General features: G+C 65.2%; 13 protein-coding genes and 1 pseudogene. 8 read left to right on the top strand and 6 right to left on the bottom strand.

The window, feature by feature from the left end:
• Nucleotides 1-295 precede the first annotated feature (295 nt).
• The 3 genes from ACLBYB_RS31835 (at nucleotide 296) to ACLBYB_RS31825 (ending at nucleotide 5,358) form a co-directional block, all read left to right on the top strand.
• Nucleotides 296-1,543, top strand: coding sequence for a tyrosine-type recombinase/integrase (locus ACLBYB_RS31835; protein ID WP_447701247.1), 1,248 nt, complete (start codon nucleotides 296-298; stop codon nucleotides 1,541-1,543).
• A gap of 688 nt (nucleotides 1,544-2,231) precedes the next feature.
• Entirely contained in the window at nucleotides 2,232-3,833 is a 1,602-nt protein-coding gene (locus ACLBYB_RS31830; RefSeq protein WP_447701246.1) for an ABC transporter substrate-binding protein, read from the top strand.
• 484 nt (nucleotides 3,834-4,317) lie between these two features.
• Nucleotides 4,318-5,358, top strand: coding sequence for an IS110 family transposase (locus ACLBYB_RS31825; protein WP_447701245.1), 1,041 nt, complete (start codon nucleotides 4,318-4,320; stop codon nucleotides 5,356-5,358).
• Nucleotides 5,359-5,820: 462 nt separating this feature from the next.
• Here the strand turns inward: ACLBYB_RS31825 and ACLBYB_RS31820 are convergent, their stop codons facing one another.
• The 3 genes from ACLBYB_RS31820 to ACLBYB_RS31810 are packed head-to-tail and all read right to left on the bottom strand — an operon-like array spanning nucleotide 5,821 to nucleotide 7,798.
• Nucleotides 5,821-7,149 carry a Y-family DNA polymerase gene (locus tag ACLBYB_RS31820; protein WP_447701244.1) on the bottom strand — a complete coding sequence of 443 codons (1,329 nt, stop codon included), beginning with the start codon at nucleotides 7,147-7,149 and terminating at the stop codon, nucleotides 5,821-5,823.
• A 23-nt stretch (nucleotides 7,150-7,172) separates the two neighbouring features.
• Nucleotides 7,173-7,598 (bottom strand): LexA family protein, encoded by a 426-nt coding sequence (locus tag ACLBYB_RS31815; RefSeq protein ID WP_447701243.1) that lies wholly within the window; start codon nucleotides 7,596-7,598, stop codon nucleotides 7,173-7,175.
• A gap of 5 nt (nucleotides 7,599-7,603) precedes the next feature.
• Nucleotides 7,604-7,798 (bottom strand): hypothetical protein, encoded by a 195-nt coding sequence (locus ACLBYB_RS31810; protein WP_354456819.1) that lies wholly within the window; start codon nucleotides 7,796-7,798, stop codon nucleotides 7,604-7,606.
• Nucleotides 7,799-7,999: 201 nt separating this feature from the next.
• Here ACLBYB_RS31810 and ACLBYB_RS31805 point away from each other — a divergent pair, with 201 nt between their 5' ends.
• Entirely contained in the window at nucleotides 8,000-8,254 is a 255-nt protein-coding gene (locus tag ACLBYB_RS31805) for a hypothetical protein (protein WP_354456818.1), read from the top strand.
• A gap of 71 nt (nucleotides 8,255-8,325) precedes the next feature.
• Nucleotides 8,326-8,574 carry a hypothetical protein gene (locus ACLBYB_RS31800; protein WP_354456817.1) on the top strand — a complete coding sequence of 83 codons (249 nt, stop codon included), beginning with the start codon at nucleotides 8,326-8,328 and terminating at the stop codon, nucleotides 8,572-8,574.
• 2 nt (nucleotides 8,575-8,576) lie between these two features.
• On the opposite strand, the gene ACLBYB_RS31795 is transcribed toward ACLBYB_RS31800, so the two are convergent.
• Nucleotides 8,577-8,951: a hypothetical protein gene (locus ACLBYB_RS31795; protein ID WP_447683606.1), complete on the bottom strand. Its 375-nt coding sequence runs from the start codon at nucleotides 8,949-8,951 to the stop codon at nucleotides 8,577-8,579.
• 120 nt (nucleotides 8,952-9,071) lie between these two features.
• Between ACLBYB_RS31795 and ACLBYB_RS31790 the strand changes: the two genes are divergently transcribed.
• Entirely contained in the window at nucleotides 9,072-9,242 is a 171-nt protein-coding gene (locus ACLBYB_RS31790; protein WP_354456815.1) for a hypothetical protein, read from the top strand.
• A gap of 500 nt (nucleotides 9,243-9,742) precedes the next feature.
• On the opposite strand, the gene ACLBYB_RS31785 is transcribed toward ACLBYB_RS31790, so the two are convergent.
• The gene (locus ACLBYB_RS31785) at nucleotides 9,743-9,931 is read right to left on the bottom strand and encodes a hypothetical protein (protein ID WP_354456814.1); all 189 of its coding nucleotides are present in this window, start codon (nucleotides 9,929-9,931) and stop codon (nucleotides 9,743-9,745) included.
• Nucleotides 9,932-10,158: 227 nt separating this feature from the next.
• Here ACLBYB_RS31785 and ACLBYB_RS31780 point away from each other — a divergent pair, with 227 nt between their 5' ends.
• Complete coding sequence (locus tag ACLBYB_RS31780; RefSeq protein WP_354456813.1) at nucleotides 10,159-10,419, top strand: hypothetical protein; 261 nt, start codon at nucleotides 10,159-10,161, stop codon at nucleotides 10,417-10,419.
• Between the two features lie 232 nt (nucleotides 10,420-10,651).
• Complete coding sequence (locus tag ACLBYB_RS31775; RefSeq protein WP_043755425.1) at nucleotides 10,652-11,017, top strand: hypothetical protein; 366 nt, start codon at nucleotides 10,652-10,654, stop codon at nucleotides 11,015-11,017.
• Nucleotides 11,018-11,206: 189 nt separating this feature from the next.
• Here ACLBYB_RS31775 and ACLBYB_RS31770 read toward each other — a convergent pair.
• Nucleotides 11,207-11,488 (bottom strand): annotated as a pseudogene (locus ACLBYB_RS31770) (ATP-binding domain-containing protein); the annotation flags it as partial.
• Nucleotides 11,489-11,618: the final 130 nt, after the last annotated feature.

Below are 11,618 nucleotides of genomic sequence, written 5' to 3'. Positions count from 1 at the left end.
CGCCGCCCGCACCGAAGGGCAAGCGGGCGACACGATCCGCCCGAGGGGGAGGGCCGAGCCCCGCTAACGTCTTGAGAAGATTGGCGCACCCGACACGATTCGAACGTGTGACCTTTGCCTTCGGAGGATTAGCCTCCCGAGTTTTCTCGTGATCGCCACAGTTTGCTCGTTCTTACCAAGCCATTGTCTTCGCTTGTAAAATCGGCGCGCTTGGCCTTTCTCTCATTTCCGCCGGATGGGCTCAGTTTGCTTCCGCGTGCTTCCGCAGTGCTTCCGCAGAACCGGAGGGGAGGGCATGCCCAAACTCAGCAAGCGCGTGGTCGAGGCGGCAGAGCCGCAAGGCCGGGACTACTTCCTCTGGTGCGACGAGCTCCCGGTCTTCGGGGTGCGCATCTTCGCGTCTGGCCGGCGCAGCTACCTCGTGCAGTACCGAGCCAGCGGGCGGTCCCGGCGCTTCACGATCGGGCTACACGGCGCCCTGACGGCTGAGGAAGCCCGCCGCGAGGCGAAGGGGCTGCTGGGCCAAGTGGCGAAGGGTGAGGATCCTGCCGAGGAGCGCGCCACCCGTCGAGGCTCCATGACGATGGCTGAGCTGTGCGACGCCTACCTCGCCGCGGCCGACAAGGGCCTGATCATGGGGAAGGGCGGCCAGGCCAAGAAGACCTCGACCCTCTACGTCGACAGGGGCCGGATCGAGAGGCACATCAAGCCGCTGCTGGGCCGGCGCCTGGTCGCCGAGCTGACGACACCGGACGTGCAGCGCTTCGTGCGCGACGTCCAGGCCGGCAAAACCGCTGGCGTGGTGAAGACGGGCTTCCGAGGCAAGGCGGTGGTCGAAGGAGGACCAGGTACTGCAGCGCGCACCGTTGGGCTGCTGGGCGGGATCCTGAGCTACGCGGTCAGCGAGCGCGTCATCACCGCGAACCCGGCCACGGGGGTGAAACGACCGGCGGACAAGAAGCGCAAGCGCCGCCTGACACCGGACGAGTACGCCGCGCTCGGCAAAGCGCTTGCTGAGGCGGAGGAGAGCTCTCTGGAGCGGTGGCAGGCGATCGCCGGCATTCGGCTGCTGGCGCTGACCGGCTGCCGCCTGGGTGAGATCGTGAAGCTGCGATGGTCCGAGGTCGACCGAGCGGAGCCATGCCTGCGGCTTGAGGACTCAAAGGAGGGCGCCTCGGTTCGGCCGATCAGCAAGGCCATGCTGCTGATCCTGGACGGCATCCAGCGGACCTCAGGCTCCGTCTACGTCCTGCCGACGGCGCGCGGAGGGCAGGGGCCTTTCGCGAGCCTCGACGACGCTCTGGAGCGTATCGTGATCGGTGCCGGCCTGGAGGGGGTCACAGCACACACCCTCCGACACTCCTTCGCTTCTACCGGTGGCGACCTCGGCTACAGCGACTCGACGATCGGAGCGATGCTGGGTCATGCCGGGCACGGCGTCACGTCGCGGTACATCCACCACCTCGACGCGGTGCTGATCGCCGCAGCGGACCAGGTCGCGATGCAAATCGCGGGGGCGATGAGCACGACGGAGAAGCTATGAGACGTGAGCGCACAGGATCGGACCGCAGAGCGGCCTTGCGCTGATGGCCATGATGCCCGCCCGTGCGCCTCGGCCTCACGGACTCGACGTCGACCAAGCTGCAATAGGCCACCTCTGGCCAAGGAACCTCCGACCGTCTCCGAGCTGCGCAAGGCCGCCGAGGTCACCGATCAGGAGATCTGGGCAAGCTAGCTGCCGGCTGACTGGCCCAGGAAGGCGACGCACGATAGCTCGGCGCCATGCCGCAGGTCCCATCGCCTCGAGGCGCCCGGCCACGCCAGGACACACGCCCGCGCGTCCTGGCGGCGCTGACGTCTGAGCCGTCTACCGCCACCGAGATCGCTGAGCGCGCCGGGATCCCCGGCCGGGAGCGCGGCATGCACGCCGCCCGCGCGCAGGTGCGACTGGAGGCTGACCGCCTCGCGGTCAGCGAGTTGCGCCGAAACGTCCCCCGGTGGCGTGCGGCGCAGTGAGAAGCGATACCCGTGGCTGCAAACGACCCCTCTCGGGCGTCCTGAGCGTCGCTCGGGCATTCGCAAAGCAGATAAAGCGGCCGATGTTCAAACCGGCGTAAGGTAACGGGGTGCAGCCTAAGCCAATTCAGCATGGTAGCGTGCGCCACGCGATGTGCCGCCCGCTCGGCTAGGAGGGCGGGCCGCTTCCAGCGCATCTGTCGAGGCCTCAAGCCATGCTGCGTCGAAGCTTTTTGAGGGCCGCCGCCGCGGCAGGCGCCGCCTCGTTCCTCCCTGCCAGACCCGCGCTCGCGCAAAATGCCCGCCAGCGGACCCTGCGCTTCGTGCCACAGGCAGATGTCACGATCCTCGACCCCCTCACGACGAGCGCCTACGTCACGCGCAATCACGCGTTGCTGGTGTTCGACCAGCTTTTCGCAATCGACGGCGATCTCAGGCCCCAGCCGCAGATGGTCGAGGGCCACACGGTGGAGGATGACGGGAAGCGCTGGACCTTCCGCCTGCGGGAAGACCTCAGGTTCCACGACGGCGAGCCGGTGCGCGGACGCGACTGCGTCGCCTCGATCCGGCGGTGGGCCCCGCGCGACAACCTCGGCCAGTTGCTGCTGGCGCGCACCGACGCGATGGACGCCCCCGACGACCGCAGCTTCACCATCCGCCTCAACCGGCCCTACGGCCTGATGCTGGAGACGCTGTCGAAGCTCGGGCCCCCGGCACTGCTGATCCTGCCGGAGCGGCTGGCCGTCCTCGATCCCAAGCAGCAGCTCCCCGAGGTCGTCGGTTCCGGCCCGTTCCGGTTCAACGCCCGCGAGCGCATCATCGGCGCCCGCGTCGTCTACGAACGCAACCCGGGCTACGTGCCACGTGCGGACGGGGAAGTCTCTGGAGTGGCCGGGCCGAAGCGGGTGCATTTCGACCGGGTCGAGTGGACGACGATGCCCGACCCCAGCACGGCTGCAGCCGCGCTCAAGAACGGCGAGGTCGACTGGTGGGAGAACCCGATCAACGACCTGCTTCCGACACTGGGAGCCGACCGCGGGATCGTCACGCCGCTCTCGGGCCGGCTGGGGACGATGGGCACCGGGGTGATGAACCACCTGCACCCGCCCTTCGACAAGCCTGCGATCCGCCGCGTGCTGCTGGAGGCACTCTCGCAAGAGGACTTCATGACCGCGATCAACGGCACGGATCCGAACCTGATCCGGACCGGCGTCGGCCTGTTCGCCCCCGACACGGCGATGGCCTCCGATGTGGGTCTCGACGCGCTGATACGTCCGCGCGACCTGGAGCGCTCGAAGCGGGACCTGATCGCGGCCGGCTACAAGGGCGAGCGCGTCGTCCTGTTGGCGGCGGGCGACCTGCCGCGGCTGGCCGCGATGGGCGATGTGATGAACGACCTGCTCAAGCGCATCGGCATGAACGTGCAGCACGCCGTCTCGGATTGGGGGAGCATGGTCACCCGCCGAGCCAACAAGGCACCTCCGGACCAGGGCGGCTGGAACATCTTCTGCACCGACTGGTCCGGCTTCGACATGCTGAACCCGGCGGTGGAGCAGGTGCTGCGCTGCGGCGGCGTGCAGACGGGCTTCTTTGGCTGGCCCGATCTTCCGCAAATCGAGGCGATGCGTGGGGCCTGGATCGAGGCGCCGGACGAGGAAGGCCGCCGGAAGATCGCCCACGCCATCCAAGCGCTGGCGATGCAGGAGGTGCCTTACCTGCCCCTTGGGCAGTATCTCAGCCGAACTGCCTATCGGGACGATCTCCAGGATGTGGTCAAGCACCTATCTGTGTTCTGGAACGTGCGGCGAGCCTCCTAAAGCCTTATCGAGTTTGACGAAGCCACGGTTCTCGCCGGGTAGATGATTGGTGTTCGTGCTTGTCAGATGAGTTGGCGATACGGCTAACGGCGTCCGCTTTCTTACATTTGCGGCTCGAAAGCAGAAGGTCGCGTTTCCACCCTGTCCAGTCATCCTGCATCCACCTCATGCCTTCACTCTGCCGGTCATCAACGCATTCCCAGAGCGCCTGTTTTCTAGCTCATAGACGCTGGCTGAGAGCTCGGTGCACTCAGGAGACGATTTCCGGCGTCTCCTCGTGATATAGCGCAAAGATCAAGGTTGACGATGTCCGCCAATCAGGATCTATCTTGCTCGTGTCACCGATTGGCAAATCGATAGTCTATATTTCCCAAGGTCTGAGTCAATATTCTTTCTATGAGAGGTGCCGGCGCCTTCCGTCGGCGTCCGGTACCTGCTATTTTTGTCTTGCTAATGGCAGGTCACACTAGCACGGCTGCCGCAAATGACTCGTCACTATGTTGGTCTGGACGTGGCTCTGAAAGAAACTCAGATCTGCGTAATAGACGAAGAAATGAATATAGTCGCGGAGTCGAAAATTGATACCAACCCCGAGGCGATTTCCATTTATCTACGCGATCTTGGGCTAGCCTATCATCGAATTGGATTAGAAACCGGCAGCCTCGCGCATTGGCTCTATATCGGACTAGCGAGAGGTGGATTGCCGGCCTTTGTTCTCGATGCACGGAAGGTAAAAAGCTTCCTCAGGTTGGAGACCATTAACAAGAACGACAGAAACGATGCTCGCGGCCTTGCGCGGATGATGTGCTTCGGGACGCCGCACGTGGTTCACGTCAAGTCGGAGCATTCTCAGCGAATGCGAGCCCTGCTGGCTGCCCGAAAAACGGTGCAGATTAAGATGATTGATCTAGAAATGTTCGTCCGGGGCATAATCCGGCAGTTCGGTCTCAAGCTTGGTTCGGTAAGCCGGCCAAAGTGGGAGGCGCGCGTCCGCGAACTGATTGCAGGCGACTCTTTTCTTCGGGACGTGACCGAACCGGTTTTGACATGCTGGCGTGCTTTGCGGGCGCAGTTCGCAGAGCTGACTAAGCAGGTTTCGCGGATCACGCGCCTAGATCCGGTCTGCCGCCTGCTGATGACCTGTCCTGGGGTTGGGCCGGTGATCTCACTGAGCTTCAAGAGCGCGGTCGACATTCCCGAGCGGTTTCAGAAGTCAAGATCAATCGGCGCCGCTCTCGGGTTAACACCACGGCAGAATCAGTCGGGCGAGGTCGATTACAGGGGCAAGATCAGCAAGGCCGGAGATCAAGGTCTACGGACGCTACTCGTCGAAGCAGCGTTTATACTGCTCAGGATGCCTCGGAGTTCGGCGCTCAAAGCCTGGGGAGTCCAAATAGCCAAGCGCCGCGGAATTCAGCGTGCGGCCATCGCAGTGGCTCGTAAGCTCGCGGTGATCATGCACCGCATGTGGATGGACAATACCGAATTCCGTTGGGAGGCCAGCGAGCCCATGAGGGTCACCTGACCGATGCGGCCCGTCTCCTCATCGGGGAATTTCCTAAGCAGCCACTAAGCTCTTCCACGGATAAGCTCTTCCTTGAAGGGCGCTGACGAGACGCAGAACATGGCGCAGGGTTCCAAGCCCGGCATGTACGCATGCGCTCGACAGTTTCTAGCTCGTTCGGGGGAGGTGAAGGCGAGACGCAGTATCGAGCGCCGAACCTCAAGTTCGTCTCGGGGAGTATTGCGCTCGCCTTCTCAGGTTTTTCGGCGCCTCTTTACGAATGGAATTTACTTCGAATAAATATTTCATATATCAGCGCGTCGCGAAATAAGCACATAACTGGGACATTCTTTAGCGCGACAAAATGCTTTCTCCATGCGCAATTCTTGAGCGGGTTTGGGCAAAGCGTCTGCTTCGATGGGCTTCTGCTCGTAAAAAGACTGGCTGCCCCCCACGAAGGTCACGCAAGCATCTTGTGAAATTTCAGACGTATGCGATCGGCAGTTCGCTGACCTGCGTGGTGTAGCGCGGTGTGCGCATCTCGAACTTCGTGGTCCAGTCGCGCCGGTTCACTAATCCTGCCCTCGCCGGCACGACGGCGCTGCGGCCCCAGCGCGCGTTGCACGCGTCCATCGCCGCCATCAGCGGGCCCGAGCGCTCCCGGTCCAGCGCGCCGATTAGCGCCCGCGGGCTGTGCGAGAGCGGCACGAGGTCGTTCGTCACGATCCCGGCCTTGCTGTACCGCCACGGCCGCTCGCCGGGATCGCGCCACGTCCGCGCCACCCCGTGCCGCGCCGCCTTGATCAGCGCCAGCGTGTCCGACGAGTGCTCCGGCAGTTGCACCGTCGTCGAGACCGAGCGCATCGGCTCGCCCCGGTCGTGCTCGCTCGTGTGATAGAAGACCGTGACGTGGTTGGTGCCCAGCCCCTCGCGCCGCAGCTTCTCGCCGAGCCGCGTCGCGTGCGCGGCCACCGCCTCCTCCAGCACCGCCCGCTCGGTGATCCGGCTCGAGAACGAGCGCGTCACCGCGCAGCCCTTCCGCCGCGCCGGCACCATCTCCAGCGGCAGGCAGGCCGCGCCGCGCAGCTCGTAGATGATCCGCTCGCCCACCACGGTCAGGCCCTTGCGCACCGGCCGCGGGTCGAGGTCGCGCAGGTCCGCCACGCTCTCGACGCCCATCGCCTGGAGCTTGACGAGCGACGCCCGGCCGATGCCCCAGACCTCGCCGACGTCGATCCGGCACAGCCAGTGCGCGTGGGCCGCCGGGTCCGTCAGGTCGCACACGCCTTCCAGCGCCGGCACGGTCTTGGCGATGTGGTTGGCGAGCTTGGCCAGCGTCTTGGTCGGGCCGATGCCGACGCAGGTCGGGATCCCGGTCCAGGCCCGCACGGTGGCGCGCAGGTCCCGCGCGAGCTCGACCCGCAAGCCCGGCGCCACGTCCGACAGGTTCAGGAAGCTCTCGTCGATGGAGTAGATCTCCACCTCCGGGCTGAACTGCCGGTAGACCGCGTTGGTGCGACCGCTCATGTCGCCGTAGAGGGTGTAGTTCGACGAGAACACCCGCACGCCCTGCGCCTGGCACATCTCGCGGATCTTGAAGTACGGGTCGCCCATCTTGATGCCGAGCGCCTTGGCCTCGCTGGTCCGGGCGATGGCGCAGCCGTCGTTGTTCGAAAGCACGATTACCGGCACGGCGGCGAGCTTCGGGTCGAACACGCGCTCGCAGGAGCAATAGAAGCTGTTGCCGTCGATCAGCGCCACGGCGCGGCCGCCGCCAATCCGGTCGCGCCGGCGGGCTTCCGGCGTGCTCACGAGAGCTGCCCGCGCGCGACGTGTCAGCGGATCGAGAAGCGGACCACGCCCCAGATCACGCCCTCGCCGAGTTCGTCGACCGCGAAAGCGGGGAGGTCCGGATTGCAGAAGGCGAGCCGGGCGACGTTGCCGTCGATCACGAGGCGCTTGCAGCTCATCTGGCCGTCGACCGCCGCGACGACGATGCTGCCGTGGCCCGCCTTGAGGCTGCGGTCGACGCAGGCGAGGTCGCGGTCGTAGATGCCGGCGCCCTCCATGGACGAGCCACTGATCCGCCACAGGAAGGTGGCGGGCGGGTTCGGCACGAGCCAGCGGGGCAGCTCGAGCGCGCCCTCGAGGAAGTCGTCGGCCGGCGACGGGAAGCCGGCGCACAGGGCCTGCCCGATCAGCGGGACGCGGACGGCTTCAGGGCTGCGGACCAGCAGCTCGTCGATACGGTGTACTGACATGAGGTTCAGGCTGCGGAGACGCGACCGCGTGCGTAACCGTGGGAGACCAGGCGGCCCTGGTCATCAACCTGCCGTTCCGCGGCGTCGAGGTCGGCAAGGGCGTCAGCAATCGCCTGTACGAGGGCCGCCCAGCCGTCGCGATGTGCGGTCTGGTAGTAGTGGAGCGCGATCGCCTCGGCTTCCGTGAGACGAAACTCCACAGGCGGCTCGTGCGGGAGAGCGTGCATCGCGTTCCGATTCCCTTTTAGAACAGACCAAGAACAAAGCGCAGGGGCGATCGCGGTTCAATTGCCGGGTTGGAGGTGGTTCGGATAGCGGGGGATCTCTGTGGAAGGCATCCGGAAATGCCAATGCGTTCCGGGCCTTGGCGTTACCGAGGCCGCTTGGAGGAGAAGACGACGATGGCGATGAAGACGGCGTTCGTGGTGCAGCCCTTCGAGGTGCACCGGAAGCGGCTGCGGCCGGCCCGGCAGGAGCCTGCGCAGACCGAGAGCGGGGCGGTGAAGAAGGCCGAGAACATGGCCAGGCGGATGCCGGGCGCGGCGGCGCTGAAGGTGGTGGCCGACGACGAGACCGGCGAACTGGAGGGCGTCACGATCCTCGGCCAGTGGGGCGAGATCCCCGACGACTTCGCAGAGAGCCTGCAGGACGGGTAGAACGAGCGATCGGCTAGGATCCCGAGCTCTGGAGAGAGGGAACCGTCAGCCTGCATCCAGCTTGGCTCGGCATGCCTGGAAAAACGCCCGCCAAGAAGAAGCCGGTCAAGGCGAAGGTCGCCGAGAAGTCGCCACGCAAGGTCGGCCTACCAACGCAGCTTGCGGCGATCCAGACGCGGTATCGCGACGCGCTGCTCGATGCAGCCGAGCTGCCCTACGCAGATCAGGGCGATCGCATCCGGTCCGCATTAGCGACGCTGCTCGCGGAGAAAGCTGCGCTGGGCGTGAAGGACGGCGAGGAACTCGCCGAAGTAGAATAGCCCTACCGCGCCGCTACCCGAGCCGCAAACTCCCAGACCGGCGGCCCCCAGGTCTGCCCGGGCTTCGTCCGGTAGCCGGAGAACCGGTCGAACACGATCCGGTCCGGCTCGACGCCGATCACCGGACTGTCGTTGACCATCAGCGCGCCGGCATACTCCACGCGCAGGAATCCGTGCTCCGGATGGACGCCGAACAGCTGCTCCGCGGTCCAGCCGAGCCGGTGCGCCTTGGCGCCGCGCTCATCGAGGAATGTCAGCGCGTTAGCCCGCATCGCCGCCCAGCGCGTCGGGGTGAGATACCGGCACGGCGATGCGTGCTCGGACAGGCGCTCGATCTGGTCGCGCCAGGAGGCGACGGCGGGCGGGAGGTCTGACATCCTGGCGGCGATATGGGGGTGAGCTTAATAGAGGGTCACTCGGCGCTGCTGGTCGATCGTCTCACGATCGTGGGGCTACCCTGGGTTGCTGAATCAATCCCGATGCGCCAGATTTAGCGCATGTCCATCGAGACGATGCACACGCTGCGCAAAGCGCCTGAGCCCTCGCCGCTCTATCCGGAGCTGAGCGTGGTTTCGACCCTGCGCGATCTCCTGACGGACGACGGCTTAGCGGTGCCCGCCGGATCGCGCGGGACCATCGTGGAGATCTACGCTGCGGGCGCGGCCTAAGAGGTCGAGTTTGCGCGTCCAGTTGTCGGAAACGCGACCATTACTGCGGACGCCCTGACGGCCGCTTGAGGATGCCTCTGCCCCCCCGGGCCGAGGCCCGCGCCATGTATCCCAGATCATAAAATTGGCCTTTACCTCCTCAATGTCCTTCATGAGGAAGGCGGACAAAAGGCAGAATTTTATCTGTCCCGCGGCTTCACTGTTGAGGAGCCCCCGAGCGCTGATATTTGCGTTGCTGGAGCATCCGACGCCGGATAACTTCGCTCGTGTAGTGAAAAACGGCTACGTCACGAAGTACGTCTTCGAAGGTCCGATGCCAATGCCTGATGGTAGCAGCCCGCAGATCAGGTCGGTTTGGAAGCTAATCGAGGAAGGGCGCATGATGTCGCTTGTCACAACCTACGCGATCTAGCCTTCGACAGCGCCATCCCGGCCACTGCCCTGCCGGGTTGTGTTCGCCCCGCCCCGATCTGCTCACGGGGCGGCCGTCAGGAGACCTGTCAGAAGCGGCGCATGTAATCTCCGAGTTCGAGGCTCATCCCCGCTTGGAAGCCAATGTGCCATGCCCGGACTTCAGCAGGTAGCATGCCGGCTCTTAGGTGCTCCTGGGCCACGATGATACCGACCTCCTCAACCCGGCGCACGAGGCCCTGAACGCTCCCGGTCTGTGGGCTCAGCGTCTTGATCATCTCGGTCGCCGCAAGCCGCCCAGCCTTTTCACCCCGAACGGCGGGAGAATGCGGGTCGCTCTGCGGCGGCATGGGTTTCGATTACCTTACCTTTAGGAGCCAATTTCCAGCGCGGATTGCATGCCTAGATGGCCAGCGTCAGTTGCCGGATCGTGTGAGCATCCTCTACGCATCCGTCCCAGGTTGAGACCGGGCGGCGGCCTGCTCGGCGGCACGGAGCGGGTAGGGTGGACAACGAGGACTACGACTTCGAGAGTTCGCCCCTATCAGGTCCCTTCACGCGCGACGGGCATGAGGTTGAGGTCGAGATTTACCGCCTTGCCGGCACGCAGGATCGGTGGCGTATGGAGGTGATCCACTTCTCCGGCTGTACGCGGTGGCAGGACACGTTCGCCACGGACGTGGATGCACACGCGGCCTTCCTCGCAACGGTCGAGGCTGCTGGGATCGGTCCCTTCGTCGGCGATCGGCCCAAGGCGATGAACTGACCGTCGTGCGGTCGTGAAAAAGCCCGCGCCGGCGGACCGGGCGGGCTTCTCAGGCTCGGCACCGACAAGGGAGGAATCCCGCCAAACCTGACACTGAGAGTGGGTGAAGAGCAGGGAAAGACAAGCCCCCCAACGGTAGTGACGCTGGGAGCGAGGACTCGACGCCCGCCCAGGCAAATCGAACCACCCACCTTTGAAAGCGTTCACGCCCCGCAACAACGGAGAGCACGACATGAAGGTGATCTCGGCGACCGTCCTTGGCCTGGCGCTACTCAGCGGAGCCGCTCCGGCCTTCGCACAGCCATACGGCGGACGCGACTACGGCTACGATCGCGGCGACTACGGTCCCCGCGACCGAGGCTACGGAGATCGGGGCTATGGCGATCGGGGCTATGGCGACCGCGACCGCCGCGACTACGATCGGGACTATGACCGAGGCTCGCGGGGCGGGCGTGGCGACTATGCTTTCAACGAGGAGGAGTATCTGCGCTGCAATCCAGACGTGCGCCGAGCGGTCATAGGTCGGGCGATCAAGTCTGGTCTGGAACACTACCGCAAGGTCGGCATGGCCGAAGGCCGGAAGTTGACCTGCAATTAGAGCGCGTCTGAAGAGCGGAGCAGGATATGAGAAAGCCCCGCGCGGCAATGCCGGCGGGGCTGAAGGTGTGGGGTCTCGTTGACGGAATAGCAGCGCGTCCGGGGCAGCGACATCACCCGTTCGGGGGAGGCTATCGAGCATGAAAAGACCCGCCTCGGCCAAGCCGGGCGGTTCGAGCTCGTCCGAGCTTCAAGGGCGCTGCGACAGCCACTCCTGCAGCTGCGTCCAACGAGGCTTCATCGTGCCGCCGCGGACCGCGACGCCCACAGCCTTCCGCTGCCCGAGAAGCACCACCAAACGCTTGCCGCGGGTCACGCCCGTGTAGAGGAGGTTGCGCGCCAGCATCGTCCAGTGCTGCATGGCCAGCGGGATCACCAGCGCGGGGTATTCCGACCCTTGCGATTTGTGGATGGTCGTGGCGTAGGCCGGCACTAGCGTGTCGAGCTCGCCATAGGGGTAGATCACCTCCCGATGGCGCGACCGCGTCGTCGCGGAAGCCGCGGGCATTGAAGATCCGCCGGACGACGCCGGTGCGCTTCGCCTCATCCATCCACGCCGTTACGCAGGCGAGGGCGACCGGTCGGCCCTTCGGGACGGCGAC

This window comes from Methylobacterium sp. D54C, from assembly GCF_053345595.1.
The sequence above is the reverse complement of the archived record's forward strand: the minus strand, read 5'-3'. Positions and strand labels throughout refer to the sequence as shown.